The organism is Nocardioides sp. NPDC127514, assembly GCF_040302125.1.
GTDB lineage: Bacteria > Actinomycetota > Actinomycetes > Propionibacteriales > Nocardioidaceae > Nocardioides.
Genome location: NZ_JBEORF010000016.1, coordinates 1 through 19,460 on the forward strand (window position 1 = coordinate 1; position 19,460 = coordinate 19,460).

General features: G+C 70.2%; 19 protein-coding genes. 8 read left to right on the top strand and 11 right to left on the bottom strand.

The genetic code is table 11. From position 1 onward, the window contains the following. The first annotated feature begins 296 nt into the window (after positions 1 to 296). Positions 297 to 674, top strand: a complete 378-nt coding sequence (locus ABTX24_RS13995) for a hypothetical protein (protein WP_350840383.1) — start codon at positions 297 to 299, stop codon at positions 672 to 674. Between the two features lie 134 nt (positions 675 to 808). Here ABTX24_RS13995 and ABTX24_RS14000 read toward each other — a convergent pair whose 3' ends face one another. From ABTX24_RS14000 to cobA, 4 genes are all read right to left on the bottom strand, one after another. Next, positions 809 to 1,612, bottom strand: a complete 804-nt coding sequence (locus ABTX24_RS14000) for a TrmH family RNA methyltransferase (protein ID WP_350840385.1) — start codon at positions 1,610 to 1,612, stop codon at positions 809 to 811. A 2-nt stretch (positions 1,613 to 1,614) separates the two neighbouring features. After that, entirely contained in the window at positions 1,615 to 1,935 is a 321-nt protein-coding gene (locus tag ABTX24_RS14005) for a helix-turn-helix domain-containing protein (RefSeq protein ID WP_160022731.1), read from the bottom strand. A 9-nt stretch (positions 1,936 to 1,944) separates the two neighbouring features. Next, positions 1,945 to 2,271, bottom strand: coding sequence for a type II toxin-antitoxin system RelE/ParE family toxin (locus ABTX24_RS14010; RefSeq protein ID WP_160022729.1), 327 nt, complete (start codon positions 2,269 to 2,271; stop codon positions 1,945 to 1,947). 138 nt (positions 2,272 to 2,409) lie between these two features. Further along, positions 2,410 to 3,636, bottom strand: a complete 1,227-nt coding sequence (cobA, locus tag ABTX24_RS14015) for a uroporphyrinogen-III C-methyltransferase (protein WP_160022727.1) — start codon at positions 3,634 to 3,636, stop codon at positions 2,410 to 2,412. A gap of 69 nt (positions 3,637 to 3,705) precedes the next feature. On the opposite strand from cobA, the gene ABTX24_RS14020 reads away from it, so the two are divergent. Beyond that, positions 3,706 to 4,233, top strand: a complete 528-nt coding sequence (locus ABTX24_RS14020; RefSeq protein WP_350840388.1) for a YbhB/YbcL family Raf kinase inhibitor-like protein — start codon at positions 3,706 to 3,708, stop codon at positions 4,231 to 4,233. A gap of 51 nt (positions 4,234 to 4,284) precedes the next feature. Here ABTX24_RS14020 and ABTX24_RS14025 read toward each other — a convergent pair whose 3' ends face one another. From ABTX24_RS14025 to ABTX24_RS14035, 3 genes are all read right to left on the bottom strand, one after another. Further along, positions 4,285 to 4,947, bottom strand: a complete 663-nt coding sequence (locus tag ABTX24_RS14025) for a response regulator (RefSeq protein ID WP_160022723.1) — start codon at positions 4,945 to 4,947, stop codon at positions 4,285 to 4,287. 117 nt (positions 4,948 to 5,064) lie between these two features. After that, a complete protein-coding gene (locus ABTX24_RS14030; protein ID WP_350840390.1) occupies positions 5,065 to 5,706 on the bottom strand; it encodes an FMN reductase in 642 nt (213 codons plus the stop codon). Next, positions 5,703 to 6,878 (bottom strand): LLM class flavin-dependent oxidoreductase, encoded by a 1,176-nt coding sequence (locus tag ABTX24_RS14035; RefSeq protein ID WP_160028804.1) that lies wholly within the window; start codon positions 6,876 to 6,878, stop codon positions 5,703 to 5,705. Before ABTX24_RS14035 ends, ABTX24_RS14030 begins: the two co-directional genes overlap by 4 nt. Positions 6,879 to 7,040: 162 nt before the next feature. On the opposite strand from ABTX24_RS14035, the gene ABTX24_RS14040 reads away from it, so the two are divergent. From ABTX24_RS14040 to ABTX24_RS14050, 3 genes are read left to right on the top strand one after another with little or no spacing between them, the layout of a single operon-like run. Beyond that, positions 7,041 to 7,838 carry an ABC transporter permease gene (locus ABTX24_RS14040; RefSeq protein WP_350840392.1) on the top strand — a complete coding sequence of 266 codons (798 nt, stop codon included), beginning with the start codon at positions 7,041 to 7,043 and terminating at the stop codon, positions 7,836 to 7,838. Continuing rightward, complete coding sequence (locus ABTX24_RS14045) at positions 7,831 to 8,658, top strand: ABC transporter permease (RefSeq protein ID WP_350840394.1); 828 nt, start codon at positions 7,831 to 7,833, stop codon at positions 8,656 to 8,658. The genes ABTX24_RS14040 and ABTX24_RS14045 overlap by 8 nt, the downstream gene beginning before the upstream one ends. 1 nt (position 8,659) lies before the next feature. Then, the gene (locus ABTX24_RS14050) at positions 8,660 to 9,607 is read left to right on the top strand and encodes an ABC transporter ATP-binding protein (RefSeq protein WP_350840396.1); all 948 of its coding nucleotides are present in this window, start codon (positions 8,660 to 8,662) and stop codon (positions 9,605 to 9,607) included. Positions 9,608 to 9,619: 12 nt separating this feature from the next. On the opposite strand, the gene ABTX24_RS14055 is transcribed toward ABTX24_RS14050, so the two are convergent. From ABTX24_RS14055 to ABTX24_RS14065, 3 genes are read right to left on the bottom strand one after another with little or no spacing between them, the layout of a single operon-like run. Then, positions 9,620 to 10,993, bottom strand: a complete 1,374-nt coding sequence (locus ABTX24_RS14055) for a condensation domain-containing protein (protein ID WP_350840398.1) — start codon at positions 10,991 to 10,993, stop codon at positions 9,620 to 9,622. After that, positions 10,974 to 12,416, bottom strand: a complete 1,443-nt coding sequence (locus ABTX24_RS14060) for a condensation domain-containing protein (protein WP_350840399.1) — start codon at positions 12,414 to 12,416, stop codon at positions 10,974 to 10,976. The genes ABTX24_RS14055 and ABTX24_RS14060 overlap by 20 nt, the downstream gene beginning before the upstream one ends. Beyond that, complete coding sequence (locus tag ABTX24_RS14065; RefSeq protein ID WP_350840401.1) at positions 12,413 to 13,798, bottom strand: condensation domain-containing protein; 1,386 nt, start codon at positions 13,796 to 13,798, stop codon at positions 12,413 to 12,415. Before ABTX24_RS14065 ends, ABTX24_RS14060 begins: the two co-directional genes overlap by 4 nt. A gap of 327 nt (positions 13,799 to 14,125) precedes the next feature. Here ABTX24_RS14065 and ABTX24_RS14070 point away from each other — a divergent pair, with 327 nt between their 5' ends. The 3 genes from ABTX24_RS14070 to ABTX24_RS14080 are packed head-to-tail and all read left to right on the top strand — an operon-like array spanning position 14,126 to position 17,867. Next, positions 14,126 to 15,478 (top strand): hypothetical protein, encoded by a 1,353-nt coding sequence (locus ABTX24_RS14070; protein WP_350840403.1) that lies wholly within the window; start codon positions 14,126 to 14,128, stop codon positions 15,476 to 15,478. 1 nt (position 15,479) lies between these two features. Next, positions 15,480 to 16,895, top strand: coding sequence for a hypothetical protein (locus ABTX24_RS14075; protein ID WP_350840405.1), 1,416 nt, complete (start codon positions 15,480 to 15,482; stop codon positions 16,893 to 16,895). Between the two features lie 30 nt (positions 16,896 to 16,925). Continuing rightward, positions 16,926 to 17,867, top strand: a complete 942-nt coding sequence (locus ABTX24_RS14080; protein WP_160022705.1) for an alpha/beta hydrolase — start codon at positions 16,926 to 16,928, stop codon at positions 17,865 to 17,867. Here ABTX24_RS14080 and ABTX24_RS14085 read toward each other — a convergent pair. Further along, positions 17,847 to 19,430, bottom strand: a complete 1,584-nt coding sequence (locus ABTX24_RS14085; protein ID WP_350840407.1) for an amino acid permease — start codon at positions 19,428 to 19,430, stop codon at positions 17,847 to 17,849. The genes ABTX24_RS14080 and ABTX24_RS14085 overlap by 21 nt on opposite strands. Between the last annotated feature and the right edge of the window lie 30 nt (positions 19,431 to 19,460).

A 19,460-nucleotide genomic window follows, 5' to 3' on the forward strand; every position in this document is an offset into this window, starting at 1 on the left:
CGGTGGCCGCGGCGAGGGTGTCGGTGAAGGTGAGCCGGCCGATCTGGTCGTCGACCACGGTGGGCGATACGCCCTTCTCGGCGAGAGCCGCCATGCCGACTCGGCCGACGTACGTGACGCCTCGGCCAGCCAGTGGCGGACGGTGCCGTTGGGTCTGAGAAAACGCTGCTCGCAGGTTTCGCTACCGGCTCGATCGGGCGAGCGCCCGTAGCCTGAGGACGCGTCGAAATTCGGGTCGTCGGCGCCTAGGCCGCCGCCGCGCTCACGACTGCGCGGCAATCGTCAGGAGGTACCTCGTGGGCGAGACCGAGAACCGACAGGCACCCCAGGTCGGCTGTCTCACGATGCTCCTCCTAGCGCCGGTCCCATTCGTGCTATTTGGCCTGGTCGTGGCATTCGTGTGGCTCGTCGTGATCCCCAACAACCGCGACCTGACGAATTACACCGGACATACCGAAGCTGTCGTGACCAAGGCGGTGAAGACCGGTGCCAGCAAGCAACTCATCACATACATCTATGAAGTGAACGGCCGCGTCTACGAAGACACACTCGGCGTATACGAGAACACCTACATCGGCGACCGGCTCGAGATCTGCTACGTACCAGATGACCCCGCGGAGGACCACGTGGTTGACTTCTCGGACCTGGTTTGTGGCCGCGACAATCCGCGGTAGTCGTCTCCTCGACGACTCCACCAATTGGTCAGGCCTACCAGCCGAGAAGTCAGCCTCGCGGGCCGAGTTCGCGCCGCCTTGCCAGTTCGGCCGACGGACGTGACGGCTCGGCCGACGCGGCTGACACCTCGGCGCTAGCGGCGGGCGGTGACGTAGCAGGCGACGGCGGTGGCGGCGGCTACGTTGAGGGAGTCGATGCCGGCGGACATCGGGATGATGGCGCGGCGGTCGGCGGCCTGCTGCCAGCGCGGGGAGATGCCGTGACCCTCCGAGCCGAGGACGAGGGCGACCTTGTCGACGCCCTCGACGGCCTTCTCGATGTCGACGGCGTCGTCGGCAAGGGTCAGGGCGACGGTGGTGAAGCCGGCGGCGGAGAGGGACGGGAGCGCTTCGTACCAGTCCGGCAGGCGGGTCCACGGCAGCGCGAAGACCGCGCCCATCGCGACCTTGATCGAGCGGCGGTAGAGCGGGTCGGCGCAGCGTGGCGCCAGCAGCACCGCGTCGAACCCGAGCGCGGCGCCCGACCGGAAGATCGCGCCTACGTTGGTGTGGTCGACGATGTCCTCGAGCACCAGGACCGAGCGGGCACCCTCGAGCACCGAGTCGACCGGCGGCAGCGGCCGCCTCTTCAGCGACGCCAGCGCGCCGCGGTGCACGTGGAAGCCGGTCACCTCCTCGGCGGCCTTCTCGCTCATCACGTAGCACGGCGCATCGGTCGTGGCGAGCGTGTCGGCGAGCCCGTCGAGCCACTTCGGCGCCATCAGGAACGAGCGCGGCTCGAAGCCACCGGCCACGGCCCGGCGTACGACCTTCTCGCCCTCGGCCAGGAACAGCCCCTCCGACGACTCAAGCGACTTCCGCAGCTCGACGTCGCGAAGGTCGCGGTAGTCGGCGAGCCGTGGGTCAGTGGGGTCGGAGATCTCGATGAGTTCAGCCATGCTCAGGCGACCTGCACCGAGTCCTTCATGTCCCCCGGCACTTCTTCAGGGAACGAAAGGACCAGATGTCTCCCCAACGCGGTCGCGACCCGCGCCAGGGTGTCGATCCGGTTGCGCGCCCCTCCACCTTCCTCGAGGCGGGAGATGACCGACTGCGTCGTACCCATCCGCGAGGCCAGCTCGCGTTGACTCAGTCCTGCCGCCGTACGCAGGTCGTAGATCAGCTGGCCGAGGGCAAGGTCCTGCTCGACACTTGTCCTCGTCTCGTCGGACGGGACAGGTCGCTCCGCCCGCACGTCAGACCAGCGGGAGTAGTTCGCCATGTTGCTCTCCTAGGGATAGCGCCGGGCACACTCGGCCGCCGCCTTGCGGGCCCTGGCCACCTCGCCGCGCTCGTTGTCTCGTTGTTTGTGGAACGTCGTCAGAAGGATGATCCGAGCATCGTTCGTGAATCTGTAGGTGATCCTCCGCGCGGTCGACCCCAGGGTGAAACGGAGCTCGAACAGACCCTCCCCAAGGCTCCGCGAGAGCGGCATCCGAGCGCGGAACCCCAGATCGGCCAACCGATCCACGATCACCACGACTCGACCCCACTCGTCATCGCTCAGAGCGTCCAGCCACTTCACGACCTCGTCGTGAAGCTCAACCTCCATGCTCATGATCGCATCCACGCGATGATCGCACAAGTGCGATCATCGCACGCCGTTTCACCGCACTGACACAGCACAAGACCCATGAGACGACCGTAAGAGATCACTCATGGCAACGAGTCGACGGCGCGCCGACCCGACCAGCCCTCAGAAGAAGTCCGGGTGGGCGACGCGGACGACCTCGCCGACGACGATGATCGCCGGGGGCTGGACGTTCTCGTCGGCGAGGGTCTTCTCAAGGGTCTCGAGGGTCGCCAAGACCGTACGCTCTGTGGGCATCGTGCCGTCGCAGATGACCGCGACGGGGGTGCCGGGCTCGCGGCCGCCGTCGAGAAGGGCGGTCGCGATCGCGGGGGCGTTCTGGACGGCCATCAGGAGGACCAGGGTGCCGCCCAGACCGGCGACGGCGGACCAGTTGGTCAGCGAGGTGGGGTCGCCCGGGGGGACGTGGCCGGAGATGACGGTGAACTCGTGCGCAACGCCGCGGTGGGTCACGGGGATCCCGGCGACGCCGGGCACCGTCACCGGCGAGGTCAGGCCGGGGATGACGTGGACCGGGACGCCGGCCTCACGGCAGGCGAGCACCTCCTCGAAGCCACGGCCGAAGATGAAGTTGTCGCCGCCCTTGAAGCGCGCGACCGCCTTCCCCTCCAGGGCAGCCTCGACGATGATCCGGTTGATCTCCTCCTGCTGGGCCGAGCGGCCGCGAGGGAGCTTGGCGACGTCGACGAGCTCGACGTCGGCGGGCAGCTCGGAGAGCAGCTCTCGTGGCGCCAGCCGGTCGGCGACGACGATGTCGGCCTCCATCAGGGCCTTGCGGCCGGCCACCGAGATCAGCCCGGGGTCACCCGGGCCGCCACCGATCAGGGTCACACCGGGCACGCGCTGACGCTCGTGCGGAGCGATCAGATCACCGGAGCGCAGCCCGTCGAGGATCCGGTCACGCACGCCCGCCGAGCGCCGCGGGTCGCGGTTGGCCAGCACGGCGATGGTCAGGTCGCCGTCCTGTCCGGTCGCCGGGGTCCAGGCGGTGGCCTGCGTGCCGTCGTCGGAGCGTACGCAGAAGATCCGTCGCTCCTCGGCGGCGGCCGAGATCTCCTCGTTGACGTCGGCGTTCTGGGTCGCGGCGATGACGTACCAGGCGCCGTCGAGCACGTCGGCCGAGAAGCGGGCCTGGTGCCAGGTGATCTCGCCCGAGCCGAGCAGCCCCTCCAGGGCAGGGGTCAGCGACGGCGAGACGACCTCGACCCGCGCCCCCGCGGCGATCAGCGCCGGCACGCGCCGCTGCGCCACCCGGCCACCACCCACGACGACCACCCTCCGCCCCTCAAGGATGAGGCCGGCGGGATAGGGAACGGCATGCTCAGAACTCATGGGTACATCCTCGCCCAACACCGGGGTGCGGCCTGACAACGGGTCGATTCGCGGACTACGTTGGTGGACATGGCACTCGATCGTCCGGTGAAGCCGGATCCCTACTCCCTCATGCCCGCTCTCCCCTCCTTCACGCTGAACAGCGAGGACGTGACCGACGGCCAGCCGCTGAAGCAGGACCAGGTCTACGACGGTGGCAACACCTCGCCGCAGCTCAGCTGGAGCGGCGCGCCGGAGGGGACGAAGTCGTACGTCATCACCTGCTTCGACCCCGACGCGCCGACCCCCAGCGGCTTCTGGCACTGGGTCCTGGTCGACGTCCCCGCCGACGTGACCGAGCTTCCCGCCGGTGCCGGCGCCGGCACCGCCGAGCTCCCGGGCAAGGCGTTCCACGTCGCGACCGACTTCGGCACCAAGGACTTCGGCGGCGCCGCTCCCCCTGCCGGCGACCAGGTCCACCGCTACTACTTCGTCGTCCACGCGGTCGGCGAGGAGACGCTGGGCGTGGACGACCAGGTCACCCCGGCCGTCGTCTCCTTCAACCTGGCCTTCAAGGCACTGGCCCGCGCCGTCGTGGTGGGCACCTACCAGCACTGAGGCTCCGACGTGGGAGTCCTGAGGTCACCGGGTGATCTCAGGACTCCCACGTCAGCCTGATGCCAGGTGGGTCAGCAGCGTCGGCGTACGCCGGTGCTCGACGTCGCGGGACAGCCCGAACGCGAGGAACATCTCGCTCAGACACCGTTCGAACTGCCGCCTGCCGCTGAAGAGCCTGCTGATGATCGCGCGGTCGGGGTACCCGGCGTGGATCAGGCCCAGCACCTCGCTCTGGCGCATCGTCAGCCTCGCGATCGCATCGGGATCGGCGTCCGGCGACGCCTCGACCATCTGGGAGATGACCTCCGGGTCGACGACGACCTCACCCGACGCCACCCTGCCGACGACGTCGAGGAAGTGCGGGACGGTGCGTACGCGAGACTTGCGCAGGTAGCCGAGGCCGCCGGTGCCGGTGCTGGCGAAGACGGCGGCCGCGAAGGCCGTGTCGACCGAGTCGGCGAGCACGACGACGCCCATCTCCGGCACCTTCTCGTGCAGCCGGAGGGTGGCGCTGATGCCCTCGTCGTCCGGGCCCAGCCGGGCGTCGGTCACGACCAGCGTCGGCAGGGTGTCGGTCGCGGCCTGGACGAGCGCCTCGGCGTCACCGGCATCGGCAACCACCTGGTAGCCACCACGCGCGAGCAGGGCGGTGAGTCCAGCACGAAGAAGAGGCGACTCGTCGGCAACGACGACGCTCGGCTCATAGCTGGACACAACGGCTCCGCTCGGTGCTGGGGGTAGCGGTCGAGACGCATTCTGTCGCACTTCCCCGCAAACCCTCGGTATCTCGCGCCCGTGTTCACATCGGCAGCCGAAGGGAACCCCGCCCGGTCAGAACTCCGGCGGCCCTTCGGAGGCCCGCTTGAGCAGCGTCTCGAAGGACGTCGGGTTGGCGAACTCGTCCTCGACCAGCGTCCGGTGCGGCGCCGGAGTGGGCGTGCCGCCCACGGCCAGCAGGGCAGCCAGCTCGGCGGCGGCACGATCGACCCGCTTGGGGAGCTCCGGGCCACCGGCGAAGTCCTCGGTGGCGGCGAAGACCCCGGTCGGGACGACCACCGCGTGCAGATAGGCAAAGAGCGGTCGGAGCGCGTGCTCGAGCACCAGCGAGTGCCGCGCGGTGCCGGCCGTGGCCGCGATGAGCACCGGCTTGGCGTCGAGGACGCCCTGCTCGAGTACGTCGAAGAACGTCTTGAACAGGCCGGAGTAGGACGCTGAGAAGACCGGTGTCACCGCGATGACGGCGTCGGCACGCCGTACCTGGTCGATGGCCGACTGGAGCGCCGGCTTGGCGAACCCGGTGAGCAGGTTGTCGGTCAGCTCGTGGGCCAGGCCGCGCAGCTCGACGTGATCGACCTCGACCTCCGCGCCCCGGGCCTGGACGGCCCGGGTCGTGGCCTCGCCGAGCATGTCGGCGAGCAGCTTGGTCGAGGACGGGACCGACAGCCCCGCGGAGACGACGACGATCCGGGTCACAGCTCCCCCTCGAGCACCTTGGCGACCTCGGGGTCGCTCAAGTCGCGGTCGGAGGAGCCGGTGGCGGAGTCGCCCTCGGCGTAGACGGTCGAGTCCTTCGCGCCGCCGGCCTTCTCCACCAGGGAGGCGTGGGTCGGGGCGTCCGGGACGCCGGGCTTGCGCAGCTTCGCGAACTCCGCGCGCAGGGTCGGCAGGATCTCGCCGTAGAGGTCGAGCTGCTCCAGCACCGTCTTCAGCGGCAGCCCGGCGTGGTCGAGCAGGAAGAGCTGGCGCTGGTAGTCACCGACGTACTCACGGAACGAGAGCGTGCGCTCGATGACCTGCTGCGGCGAGCCGACGGTCAGCGGGGTGGCCTCGCTGAAGTCCTCCAGCGAGGGACCGTGGCCGTAGACCGGGGCGTTGTCGAAGTAGGGCCGGAACTCGTTGATCGCGTCCTGCGAGTTGGGCCGCATGAAGAACTGCCCGCCCAGCCCGACGATGGCCTGGTCGGCGGTGCCGTGGCCGTAGTGCTCGAAGCGCTGCCGGTAGAGCTGCACCATCTGCTTGGTGTGCGAGGCCGGCCAGAAGATGTGGTTGTGGAAGAAGCCGTCGCCATAGTACGCAGCCTGCTCGGCGATCTCGGGCGAGCGGATCGAACCGTGCCAGACGAACGGCGCGACGCCGTCCAGCGGCCGCGGCGTCGAGGTGTAGCCCTGCAGCGGCGTACGGAACCTTCCCGACCAGTCCACTACGTCCTCCGACCACAGCCGGCGCAGCAGGGCGTAGTTCTCGATGGCCAGGTTGATGCCCTGGCGGATGTCCTTGCCGAACCAGGGGTAGACCGGGCCGGTGTTGCCGCGGCCCATCATCAGGTCCACGCGGCCGTCGGTGAGGTGCTGGATCTTGGCGTAGTCCTCCGCGATCAGCACCGGGTCGGTGGTGGTGATCAGCGTGGTCGCGGTGCTCAGGATGATGTTCTCGGTCTTGGCGCCGATGTAGGCAAGCGTGGCGGTCGGGTTGGATGCGATGAACGGCGGGTTGTGGTGCTCACCGGTCGCGAAGACGTCCAGGCCCACCTCCTCGGCGTGCTTGGCGATCTCGACGGTGGCCTTGATGCGCTCGTTCTCCGTCGGGGTCCTACCGGTCGTCGGGTCCATCGTGACGTCACCGACGGTGAAGATGCCGAACTGCATACCCATGGTTCCCTGCCCCTTTCGTGGACTCTTCCACGATAGTTGAAATCCGAACTACTCGGCAAACAGTTGCTGCATCAACGTTATTCCAGGAAACCCCGTGGCGTACGCAGGCCCTCCTGTGCCAACGTACGTCAGGTGTCCGGGGCGCTGCATCCACAGTTGAGTCTGTACGCCGCGATCGCGACCAGCTCGTTCCGCCGCTACTCCACCTACACCGCGGCCACGCTCGCCGGGATCTTCACCAACTCGGTCTTCGGGATCATCCTCAGCTTCGCCTACCTGGCCCTGTGGGAGCAGAACCCGTCCGCCGGCGGCTATGAGGCCGACCAGGCGGTCACCTTCGTCTGGATCGGGCAGGCGCTGCTGATGACGATCGCGCTCTGGAGCGGCGGCTCGACCGACGACCTCGCCGAGCGGATCCGCAACGGCGACATCGCCGTCGACCTCTACCGTCCCGTCAGCGTCCTCGGCTGGTATCTCGCCGCCGACCTCGGCCGCGGGCTCTACCACTTCGCGACCCGGGGCGTGGCGCCGACCATCGTCGGTGCGCTGCTCTTCGGGCTGGTCATGCCCTCCCCCGCCGGCGCGGTCGGGTTCCTGGTCAGCGTCGTCCTCGCGGTGGTGGTCAGCTTCGCCGTTCGGTTCCTCTTCGCCGCCAGCGCGTTCTGGCTCCTGGACGCGACCGGTCCGCGGGTGCTGCTGAGCGTGCTGGCCACCTTCTTCAGCGGGTTGACCCTGCCGCTCAACCTCTTCCCCGACGGCCTGCGCCAGATCGCGCTGGCGCTGCCGTTCGCCTCCTACATCCAGACCCCGGCCGACATCTGGCTGGGCCGCCACACCGGGCTCGACATGCTCGCCGCGATCGGGCTGCAGGTGCTGTGGGCGGTCGTCCTCCTGGGCGTCTGCGCGCTCGTGCTGCGTGCCGCGACCCGCAAGGTGGTGGTCCAGGGTGGTTGAATCTCGACAGGCTCGATCACCCGCGACGGAGGCGATCCGTTCCTACTGGCTCATCGCGCTGCTGTGGATCCGGGCGGCGATGGCCTACCCGGTCTCGTTCTGGACGATGACGGTCGGCGGCGTGCTGATCACCTTCCTCGACTTCGTCGCGATCTGGCTGATGTTCAGCCACATCGACACCTACGGCGGCTTCACGCTGCACGAGATCGCCCTGCTCTACGGCGTCACCTCGATCGCGTTCCGGGTCGCCGACATGCTGGTCGGGAGCGTGGAGAGGATCGGGCGATATGTACGCAGCGGCGATCTCGACGCGATGATGACCAAGCCGGTCCCGGTGCTGGTGCAGCTGTGCGCCGACCGGTTCGAGCTGCGCCGGCTCGGCCAGATCGCCCAGGGCATCGCGGTCTTCGCCTGGGCAGCACCGATCGTGGACTGGAACCCGCAGCGCCTGCTGGTGCTGGTGGTGGCGCTCGTCTCGGGTGTGGTCATCTACTTCTGCGTCTTCGTGACCTTCTCGACGATCCAGTTCTGGACCACGGACGCCTCCGAGTTCGCCAACGCCTTCACCTACGGCGGCAACACGATCATGCAGTATCCGATGACGATCTTCCCGCGCGAGGTCGTCCGGTCGCTGACCTACCTGCTGCCGCTGGCCTTCGTGAACTGGTACCCGTGCCTGTTCCTGCTCGGCCGCACCGACCCGTTCGGATCCCCGGACTGGTACCGCTTCGCCTCGCCCCTGGCCGCGCTGGTGCTGGTCGGCGTCACCACGCTCGTGTGGCGCCAGGGGCTTCGCCGATACCGATCGACCGGGAGCTGATGTGCCACTGATCGAGGTGCGGGACCTCTCCCGCGAGTTCACGATCCGCAAGAAGGCGGGTCTGATGAGACGTACGTCGGTGGTGAAGCAAGCCGTGCACGGCCTGTCCTTCGAGATCGACGCCGGTGAGATGGTCGGCTACATCGGACCCAACGGTGCCGGGAAGTCGACCACGATCAAGATGCTCACCGGGATCCTGGTGCCCTCCGGCGGGTCGGCGCGGGTGGCGGGCCTGGAGCCGTCTCGCCAGCGCCGGGAGCTGGCCCGGCGGATCGGGGTGGTCTTCGGGCAGCGTACGTCGCTGTGGTGGGACCTGCCGCTGCGCGACTCGTTCGAGCTGCTGCGGCGGATCTACCGGATCCCCGACAAGACCTTCCGCCGCAACCTCGAGGACCACGTCGCGCTGCTCGACCTCGGCGACCTGATGGACACCCCGGTGCGACAGCTGAGCCTCGGTCAGCGGATGCGCGGCGACATCGCCGCGGCGCTGCTCCACGATCCGGAGATCCTCTATCTCGACGAGCCGACCATCGGTCTCGACGTCATCTCCAAGGGCCGCCTGCGGGAGTTCCTGCGCGCCCTCAATCACGAGCGTGGGACGACCCTGATGCTCACCACGCACGACCTGCAGGACATCGAGGCGCTGTGCGACCGGGTCATCGTCATCGACCACGGAACCGCCGTCTTCGACGGCCCCCTGCCCTCCCTGCGAGCCAACGGCGACGCCTCCCGCACCCTCGTCGTCGATCTCGTCGACGAGGCCTCCGCCATCGCCATCGACGGCGCTCGGGTCGTGAAGGTCGAAGGCCCCCGCCAGTGGCTCACCTTCCCCGCCGGCGCCTCCGCCGCGCCGCTCGTCGCACAGGTCGCCGCCGCGTACGACGTCGCCGACCTCTCCATCCACGAGCCCGACATCGAGGACGTCATCCGGCAGCTCTACGCGCGCTGATCCTGGCGGAACTCAGGGCTCAGCGCGGAGGACGGCGAGGTCGTCGGGCTGACGGGAGAGCTCGGCGAGGGTGTGGCGCAGGCGGTCCAGAAGAGCCTCGACGGACGCTGCGGCCACTGCGGTGTCGGGGTAGCGGACGCGGACGGCGAGGCCGGTGTGGGTGCGGGAGAACCAGATCTGTACGTCGTCGGCCAGGGTCGAGGCGGAGATGTGCTGCGCGTCGCGGTCGAGGTGGGACGAGCCGCCGGGGACGTGCCGGTAGTCGACCCAGGAGACGACGAAGACGTCGTTGCGGGTCTGTACCAGCGGCTCGGTGAGCGAGCCGAGGACCTGGTCGAGCGGCACCGACCCGAGGCGTACGCCATGCCGGACCGCGTCGCCGGCCTCGGCCAGGCCCACGTCGGTGAGCGAGGCGGGGACCGTGAGCGGGACGGTGGTGGTGTACCAGCCGATCGAGCGGGTCAGGGCGTCCGCGGAGCGGGTGGAGACCGGCGCCATCGTCTCCAGCCGGTCACCGCCGCCGAGGTCGGAGATCGTGGTGGCGAGGGCCGCGAGCACGGCGGCATACGTCGAGGCACCGCTGTTGCGGGCGCGGGCGCCGATGCGGTCCATCAGGACGGCGTCGGCCAGCGGGGCAACGGCGGTGGCCTGGGCGGCCCGCTCACCCGGCTCGAGTCCGAGCGGCAGCGGGAAGGTCGGCAGCCGGTGTCCGCGGCCGCCGAGGAACTCACGCCAGCCACGCAGCAGCGGGTCGTCGGCGTCGACCCAGGCGGGGCCGTCGGCTCCCTCCGCGACGGCTTCGAGGAACGACCTCACCGGCGGCAGCGACGGCTCGTCGCCGCCCTCGGTGAAGGTGGCGTAGAGGTGGGCGAGCTCCTCGACCGCGACCGCGACCGAGTGGGCGTCGCAGTGCAGGTGGTCCATGCCGAGGACGATCGTGGAGCGGTCGGGGCGGGAGATCGCGGCCGGCAGGAAGGCGGGATAGGCGAGCGGCCCGCACCGCTCGTCGAGGGCGGCGTGCAGCGCGGCGCGGGTCTCCTCGACCGTGCTGGTGTGGCCGACGGAGGTCACCGACCACGTGAGTGTGCCGGGGTGGTGCCGGCGGGCCCGGAGCCCCTCGGACCCGGCGACGACCTCGAGCTGCAGGCTGCCGTGGCGGGCGATGAAGGCCCGCCAGGTGCGCGAGAGCGCGACCGGCTCGATGGGGCCGTCGACGTCGAAGGCTGCCGCCAGCCAGACGGTCGGTCCTCCGGCCAGCGCGCCGGCGAGGTGGTTGCGCTGGTTGAGCGAGAGCTCGGCGGGCGCGCCGTGGGCGGGAGCGGAGAGGTCCCAGCGGAGCAGCGTGCCCGGCCGGGGCTCCCACAGATCAGCGGTCGTGACCAGCATGTCCGGTCCCGATGATCTGGTCAGCATCGACCGGGCGTACCGGGAGGCCGAGATCGGCGAGCACGTCGTGGAGCGCCTCGAAGTAGGTCGCCACGGCCCGCCCGCCCTGCACGGTGTCCGGACTCTGCGTGACCACTTCGAAGCGGTCGGCGAAGCGGTTGACCCACAGGCTCGCGTTGGCGGTGCGGCCCTCGCCGGTGAAGTGCAGCCCGGTGTCGAACGGGGTGGTCCCGGCGCCGGGGAACTTGCGTACGTCGAGGTAGGAGACCATCTGCGGGCTGGCCAGCTCGGTCGGCGCGAGCACCCCGCCGGCGACCATCGCACCCAGCGCAACGTGGACCGGGGTGCGGGCCAGCTCGCGGGCGGTGCCGAAGGCCTTCTCCGCCGCGAGCACGGTCTCGGGGAAGGTCTCCCCCAGCGGCATCGAGACGGGGGCGAAGTTGCAGAACCAGCCGTGCGACGTCGCGGTCTGCTGCGACCGGGTGCCGAGCACGGTGATCCCCAGATAGTCCGAGCTGCCGGTCAGACGCTGCTCGGCATGGGCCAGGAGCGCGAAGACGCCGCTGGTGAACCGTCCGCCGGCAGCACGGCAGAGCTCCTCCAGCTCGGCCACAGCCTCGCCCTCGAGCGCGGTCCAGGACCGGATCCGGACGGGCGCGGTCTCGCCCGGGGCCAGCCCGAGGTCGACCGGGAACCGCGGCAGCCGCCCGCCGTGACGCGAGACGATGTCGACCCACTCGCGCACCGCTGGCGTCTCCGCGTCGCACTCGGCGGCGAGCTGCTGCTCGGCGGCTGCGTACCTCACGAAGCTGTCGGCCTCCGGCACGTCCGGCGACGGAACTCCGACGGCCGCGGTGTAGGCCGCGCCGAGCTCGGCGGGGACCATCAGCTGCGAGGCGCCGTCGGTGAAGGCGTGGTCGCAGCCCCAGAAGTAGGTGAAGCCCTCCTCGCGCACGATCGCGCCGAGCAGGAACGGCGCCCAGGAGTCGGGGCGGCACTGCTCGTCCCACAGGCTGACCAGAAGCTTCGGCCAGCCACCGGACCAGTCGGCGGGCGCCTCGACCTCGACGGCCTCGAAGGCGATCGCGTCAGCCGGTACGAGGTGGCGCACCGGCGTGGCGCCGGAGAGGTCGAACCAGGTGCGCAGCCCCTCGTGACGAGCGACGAACGAGGTCAGCGCCCCGATGTAGGCCGGCTCGTCGAAGGCCACGTCGAACTCCCCGGCGGTCCCGGTCCAGGCCCGATGCATCCCGCCGGCGGCGATCTTGGCCCGGTAGGCGTTGAGATGATCGGCCTGCAGGAACGAGGGCGCTCCGGGAGAGACGGGCGCCGCGTCGGCCGCGGCCCGGCACCCGGCCGTCGGCCGCAGCACGACCACTCGGCCCGGCGCCGGTGCCAGCTCCGCGAGCGCCCCGATCCTCATGCGGTGCCCTCCAGCTCGGTGGCCTCAGGGCGCGCGATCTCCTCCAGGAGCCCGCTCATCCCGCCGATCAGGTCGCGCACGACCCGTTCGGCGGCGACCGTCTCCGGGTAGCGGGTCGAGACGTTGAGACCGTCCCGGTCACGCACGAGCCACAGGTAGACCTCGTCGTCGGCGCGGACGGGGGCACGCAGCGTACGGGCGTCCCAGTCGTTCCAGCGCTCGGCGCCGGCGATGAAGCGGGTGTCGACGAAGGTGACGACGAAGTGCGGGGCGTCGTCGACGCCGAGCAGGTCGGCGACCCGCGCGAACGGCTGCGGGACCAGCGGCTTCGCCGCGGCGAGCGCGGCCTGGACGCGGCCGGCGACCTCGGGCAGCGTGGTCGCGCCGGTGATGTCGAGGGTGATCGGGACGAGACCGACGTACCAGCCGACCGCGGCGGCGTGCTCGGCGGTGTAGCGGGTGTGCATCGGCGCCACGAAACGCATCCGCTCCACGCCGTGCTGGGCCCGCAGGACGTACGCCATCGCGCCCATCATCCCGGCCTGGAAGGAGACACCGGCGCCCTTGCACAGCTCGCCCAGGGCCCGGGCCTGGCGGGGGTCGCCGAGCCACTGCGACAGGCTCGCCTGCGGCAGCGGCGACGCCGACGCGGGTACGTCGGTGATGCCCGTGACCGGGAAGTCGGCGAACCGAAGTCCCCCGTCGGGTCCGGTCAGCCAGTCGCGCCAGACCTGCACCGACTCGCTCTCCAGCGACATCGTCTCGCCGGTGACCCGCTCGGCGGCGGCGTGGTCGACGTGGCTGCCGGTGGTCGCCGCGGACAGCTCCGCGAACGGCTCGCCGGCCAGAGCCCGCTCGTAGAGCGAGGCGATCTCCTCGAACCAGAGCAGCTGGGAGTAGGCGTCCATGACGCCGTGGTCGGCGCCGAAGACCAGGGTGAAGCCGTCGGCGTCGGCGACCGTCGCGAAGACGACGTAGGGCCAGGCCGAGGGGTCGATGTGATCGGCGAGGAAGTCCGAGATGCGGCCGCGGGCGTCCTCGCCGTCGAACCGGCCGAGAACGGTGGTGCTCACCGAGACGTCAGCAGCGGCGACCGCACGACGGCGCCGGCCGGCCGGCGTCTCCTCGACGGTCCCGCGCAGCGCCTCGTGACGCCCGATCCAGGCACGGAGCGCGAGGCCGAGCGCCGCGGTGTCGAGCTGCCCGGGCAACCGCATGATCGAGCCGATCCAGGAGCCCGCCTCGGCGGTGTCGAGGTGCAGCTCGTGGTTGTGGGACAGCCGGCGTTCGTCGTCGACCCAGGCACCCGGCTCCGCAGCGGGGATCCACGCGGTCACCTCGCCCGGGGGTACGTCGTACGCGGACAGCTCGGTGTACTCCATCGGAGGTGGAGTTCCTCTCTGAGGTGGGGGGCTCGTTGCGGCAAAACGTCTTCTCGGGGACCCGAACGAACCTCAAGAACGCCGTAGCCCGAGAAGGCGACCCGCCTGGGACGACAGCGATGTCGTCCACGTCGCGGCCTATTGTGCACACAGGTCCGCACCCGAATTCGACCGCCCCCGGACGTGGGAATCGCCACACTTCTTTATTGCCCCCGGGGGTTTACATGACGTATCAAACTCCGATTGACTCCTCCCCCTGCGCGCGCTATCGCTGTGTGATCTCGCTGGGCCTCTGCCCGGCCGCCCGCCAATCTCGAGGACTCCCCCATGCCCGTTGCCACCCGTGCACCGATCGACAACTCCGGCCGCCTGCAGTTCGCCGACGACCTCTTCGCCCGCCGCCATCGCGGTCTCGGAAGTCCGATCGCCAACCAGTGGATCTGGCGGCTCAACAGTCCCTACGACGCCGACCGGCTGCGCTACATCGCCGCCGGCCTGGCCGAGGGCGGGCTGTCGCGGAAGCTGCACCGGGCGAAGTTCCCCGGAGCCCGCGACCTGTGGACCAACGCCGACCGCGAGCCGTCGCTCGAGCTCTACGAGGAGATCCTCCCGGTCGCCCAGATCACCGACTGGCTCCAGGAGCGTCACAGCGACCACCTCGACCCGCACGAGGGCCTGACCTACCGGCTCACCGCGATCAACCTCGACGACGGCACCTCGGTCGTCTCGATGCTGCTCGCCCACGCCGTCGGCGACGGCGGCTCCGTGCTCGACGCCGTGTGCCGTGCCTCCCGCGGCGAGCCGCTGCGGCTGCCGGCGGCACCCGCCAACGGCTGGGACCGCCTCCGTGCCGAGGCCGCCGACAGTCGCGCACAGTGGCGCGCCGTCCGCGACTGGACCAAGGCCCGCCGGCAGGCGAAGAAGGACGGCACCGCGGCCCTGGCCACCAAGGCGCCCCGCGTCTATCCGGAGGCCACCCCGAACCCGAGGCCCGGGGCCTGGCGGATGCCGCGGATGATCACCGAGTTCGACACCGAGACGATGACGAAGATCGCCGCCGAGCACGGCGGCTCGACCAACGCCTGGTTCATCAACGTCGTGGCCGACCTGCTCGTCCGCATCGACCACGTGCCGGTCGACCGGGGCGACGTCCCGGTCTCGCTGCCGATGAGCGACTTCCAGCCCGGGGACGTACGCTCCAACTCGACGCGGGTGGCCATGGTCGAGGTGCCCCGTGACGTGCTCGACAAGCGCGATCTCGCCGAGATCAAGAAGCTCTCCAAGGCGGCCTACATCCGTCTCGGCCAGGCCGGCCCGAGGCTGGTCCCGGTGCCGCTGGCGATGATGCAGATGCTGCCCGACGCCGTGCTCGACAAGCTCCCGCAGCCGCCGGCCGCGGCGTGCATGGCTTCCAACCTGCCCCAGCTCCCCGACGACTACCGCTACGCGATGGGTGAGGACGTACGTCTCGTGGCCGGCCTCGCCGGCTACCAGAACGCGACCGCCCAGGACGCCTATGACGTCGGCGGCGGGATCATCTCCTGGCTGATCCAGTCGGGGCCGCGTACGACGCTCAACCTGGTCGCCGCCGAGCCCGACCGTGTGCCCGACCTGGACTTCCTGAAGAGACTGGTCGTCGAGGAGCTCGGCTCGTGGGGTCTGACCGCCGAGGTGTGGTGACGTGCCCCAGCCCGAGATGCTGTCATCGCTGCCGCCCGCGAGCCTCGGCGCCCGCCCGGCACCGTTCGCTCCCGAGCGCACCAACCGGCTGACGTACGACGACGAGGTCTTCCTCCGCTCCGCGACCGTCATCGGCGTCCCGGTCGTGGCCCAGACCGCCTGGCGATTCCCCACCGAGATCCCGGTCGAGGCGGTCCAGGACCTGGTCGACGAGCTGGCCGAGGGCCCGCTCAACCGCCTCGTCGTACGCCCCACGGTCATCGGCGCGCGCTCCCGCTGGGTGCCGGCGACGACCGCCGAGCCGGTCCACCTGCACCACGACCGGATCAAGCCCGACCAGGTGGTGGCCTGGCTCGACAGCACCGCCGACGAGGTGCCGTTCGACCCGGTGAAGGGCCCACTGTGGGCGTTCTTCCTGGCCTACACCACCGACGGCGGCACGGTCGTGGCCTACAACGCCTCCCACATCGTCTGCGACGGCGGCATGAAGCTCGGCGCCGTGATCGCGGCCGTACGCCGCCAGCGCCTGCCGCGGCTCCCCGCCGCCGAGGCGGAGCCCGAGGTCACCCGCAGGGACGACCGGCGCGACGCTCGCACGATGGCACGCGCCGCCGCTCGCGGCCTCCGGGAAGCCCGGAGGGCCGGGAAGCTCCCCGTGCTGGAGGCCCAGTCCTCCGAGAAGCGGCCGGTGCCGGCCCCGCAGCCCGACCACGACGTCGTCCACGAGGTCGCCAACGCCACTGCCGACTGCCCCGTCGCGGAGTGGAACGCGGCCGCGGAGCGGGCCGGTGGCACCGCCAACGCGCTGCAGGTCGCGATCTCGGTCGAGGTGCTCCTCGAGGCCGGGATCGTACGCCCCGGCGAGCCGGTCAAGATGTCGCTGCCCGTCTCGCTGCGCGGCGAGGGCGACCTGCGCTCCAACGCCACCTCGGGTGTCTCGATCGCGGTCGAGACCGAGCTGCGCGACGGCGTCGGCCGGGTCACCGACCTGGCTCACATCCGGGAGCGGTCGAAGCGGGAGTTCTCCGCGCTCTTCAAGGGCACCCGCCCCGACCCGATCGCCCACATCGCGCCGCTGGCGCAGATGATCCCGGACCGCCTCGCGAAGCCGCTGCTCAAGAACGTCGTCACGCCGCTCGGTCTGGCCTCCAACCTGGGCCGGCCCGACCCCGACTTCGTAGCGCCGTTCGGGGTGCCCGCCGAGTCGATCGTCTTCCGCGCCCTGGCGCTCGGCGCGACCCGCGGCGAGCTGCGCCGGATGCGCGGTGGGGTGACGTCGTGGTGGTGCGAGGTCGGGGATACCTGCAGCTTCGGTATCCGCGCGCTCGACCCCGACGCGGTCCCCGACTCCGAGCGGCTGAAGGAGATCGTGACCACCGTCTACGGACGCTGGGGCCTGGTGCCGACCTTCTGGTGATCCGGCGCGGCCTGGTGAGAGGATGCGGTCATGACGATCGACGTACTCGGTGAGCCCTACACCGTGGAGACCATCGACCTCGCGGACGACTTCGAGGGCACGGTCGTGGCCACGCTGGTCAAGCGGCCCGCCGACGGCGACGCCAAGGGCGCCGTCCTCTACGTCCACGGCTTCTCCGACTACTTCTTCCAGAAGGAGTACGCCGAGTGGTGGACCGCCCGCGGCTACGACTTCTATGGCCTGGACCTGCGTAAGTACGGTCGCTCGCTGCGGGAGCACCAGTCCGGGACGTACGTCGGTGACCTGGCCGAGTACTTCGACGAGATCGACGCCGCCTGGGAGCGGATCACCGAGCGCGACGGCCACTCGCACATCATGCTCAGCGCCCACTCCACCGGCGGGCTCACGGTCTCGCTGTGGGCCGACGACCGCCAGCCCGACGCGCTGGCCGGGATGGTCCTCAACTCGCCGTGGCTCGACCTGCAGGGCTCGTTCCTGCTGCGCTCGGTCGCCAGCCCGGTGGTGCGCCGGGTCGGCCACCGAGCCCCGATGCGCGAGCTCGGCCGCGATGTCAGCGGCTTCTACACCATGTCGCTCCACGTCGAGCACGACGGCGAGTGGGAGTTCGACCTCGGCCTCAAGCCGGTCGGCTCCTACCCGATCCGGCTCGGCTGGCTCAAGGCGATCCGTGACGGCCACGCCCGCCTCCACCGCGGTCTGGACGTGAAGGCTCCGGTGCTGGTGCTCTCCTCCGACCGCTCCAGCAAGCCGAAGGCGATGGGCGAGCTCGTCCACTCCACCGACATCGTCCTCGACGTGCGCCAGATCCGCCGGTGGTCGACCGCCATCGGCACCCACGTCACCTACATCGCGGTCCCCGGGGCGAAGCACGACGTGATCCTGTCGCGCCCCGAGGTCCGCAAGCAGGCCTACGCCGAGATCGAGCGGTGGCTAGCGGCGTACGGCGTCTGAGCCGGTTGGGTCGGTTGAGTCGGTTGGGTCGATTGTGTCGAGGGTCGTCTTCGGGCCCTTGAACCACCTGCGCGCCGAGAGCCGCCACCACAGCGCGAGGAGGACCAGCGAACCGACGGTGAGGATGGGCGCGTAGTTGACCGACGCCCAGGAGAAGTCGTCGCTGGTGATCCAGCCGGGGGGCACGAACGGCAGGACGAAGTAGACCGAGATGATCGCGATCTCGGCGACGGCGACCAGGTTGAGCCACTTGTAGTGCTTGCCGAGGGTCCACTGCCCGGTCTCGAAGGCGTCCCCGGCCCGCCAGCGCAGGAAGATCGGGATGGCGAAGGCGAGGTAGAGGCCGATCACCGCGACCGAGGTGATCGCGTAGAAGGCCAGCGGGATGCCGCCGACACCCCACAGCGCGGGAAGCGTGATGATCGCACCGACGACCGCCACCAGGAGCACCGCGTTCACCGGGACCTTCCGGGTCGGGCTGACCTTCGCCCACAGCGACGAGCCGGGCACCGCCCCGTCGCGGGCGAAGGCGTACGTCATCCGGGAGGCGCTGGTGAGACAGGCCGTGGCGCAGAAGAGCTGCCCGGCGGTGGAGATCAGCAGCACCACGAAGTGCCACGTGTCCGGTAGCGCCTGGCCGAAGATCACGTCGACCGCGCCGCCGCCTGCGCTCACGCCCTCGGGGTCCTGGACCGCGAAGAGGAAGGCCAGCAGCAGGACGTACCCGCCGACCGCGGAGTAGAAGATCGAGCGCCAGATGCCCTTCGCGGCACCGTCGGCCGCGCCCTGGGTCTCCTCGGAGAGGTGGGCGGAGGCGTCGAACCCGGTGATCGTGTACTGCGTCAGCAGGAACCCGAGCGGGAGCACCAGGAACCAGTACTTCGCGTCGGCATAGCCGGAGTTGTTGATCCGCTCGGTGAAGACGTAACTGATGCTCTGGTGGTCGTCCGGGACGATGACCAGCACCAGGACCACGATCGCGGCGCCGGCGACGTGCCACCACACCGAGATGTTGTTGATGACGGCCAGCAGGTGGCTGGAGTAGATGTTGGCGAGCGCGGCCAGCACCAGGATGGCCAGGAAGATCAGGTAGACCCTGCCCAGGGAGTAGCCCTCGGCCCAGCTCTCACTGAGCGTCGAGAGGGTGAGGTCGAGGAAGGTGGCGGCGCCGTACGCGACGCTCGCGGTCACCGCGAGCAGGCCGATCAGGTTGAGCCACCCGGTGAAGAAGCCGGCCGCCGGGCCGCCGAGCTTGGCCGCCCACCAGTAGATGCCGCCCGAGGTCGGGTACGCCGAGACCAGCTCGGACATGGTGAACCCGATGATCAGGATGAGGCCAGCGATGATCGGCCAGCCCCATGAGATGGCCACGGGTCCGCCGTTGTTCCAGGCCTGGCCGAACGTGGTGAAGCACCCGGCCAGGATCGAGATGATCGAGAACGAGATGGCGAAGTTCGAGAACCCCGACCAGGTGCGGGACAGCTCCTGCTTGTAGCCGAGACGGGCGAGATGTGCTTCGTCGTCGAGCTGGGTCGGCTCGACGGTTTCAGGTGCCTCGGACATGGCACGCCTCCGGATTCCGTGGGGGTGGAT

Bases quoted from the DNA above. Each gene is read 5' to 3' on its own strand.
- ABTX24_RS14085 (WP_350840407.1), bottom strand. From the start codon at position 19,430: ATGTCCGAGGCACCTGAAACCGTCGAGCCGACCCAGCTCGACGACGAA.
- ABTX24_RS14035 (WP_160028804.1), bottom strand. From the start codon at position 6,878: ATGCAGTTCGGCATCTTCACCGTCGGTGACGTCACGATGGACCCGACG.
- ABTX24_RS14000 (WP_350840385.1), bottom strand. From the start codon at position 1,612: ATGGCTGAACTCATCGAGATCTCCGACCCCACTGACCCACGGCTCGCC.
- ABTX24_RS14080 (WP_160022705.1), top strand. From the start codon at position 16,926: ATGACGATCGACGTACTCGGTGAGCCCTACACCGTGGAGACCATCGAC.
- ABTX24_RS14065 (WP_350840401.1), bottom strand. From the start codon at position 13,798: ATGGAGTACACCGAGCTGTCCGCGTACGACGTACCCCCGGGCGAGGTG.
- ABTX24_RS14055 (WP_350840398.1), bottom strand. From the start codon at position 10,993: ATGCTGGTCACGACCGCTGATCTGTGGGAGCCCCGGCCGGGCACGCTG.
- ABTX24_RS14005 (WP_160022731.1), bottom strand. From the start codon at position 1,935: ATGGCGAACTACTCCCGCTGGTCTGACGTGCGGGCGGAGCGACCTGTC.
- ABTX24_RS14010 (WP_160022729.1), bottom strand. From the start codon at position 2,271: ATGAGCATGGAGGTTGAGCTTCACGACGAGGTCGTGAAGTGGCTGGAC.
- cobA (WP_160022727.1), bottom strand. From the start codon at position 3,636: ATGAGTTCTGAGCATGCCGTTCCCTATCCCGCCGGCCTCATCCTTGAG.
- ABTX24_RS14070 (WP_350840403.1), top strand. From the start codon at position 14,126: ATGCCCGTTGCCACCCGTGCACCGATCGACAACTCCGGCCGCCTGCAG.
- ABTX24_RS14060 (WP_350840399.1), bottom strand. From the start codon at position 12,416: ATGAGGATCGGGGCGCTCGCGGAGCTGGCACCGGCGCCGGGCCGAGTG.
- ABTX24_RS14020 (WP_350840388.1), top strand. From the start codon at position 3,706: ATGGCACTCGATCGTCCGGTGAAGCCGGATCCCTACTCCCTCATGCCC.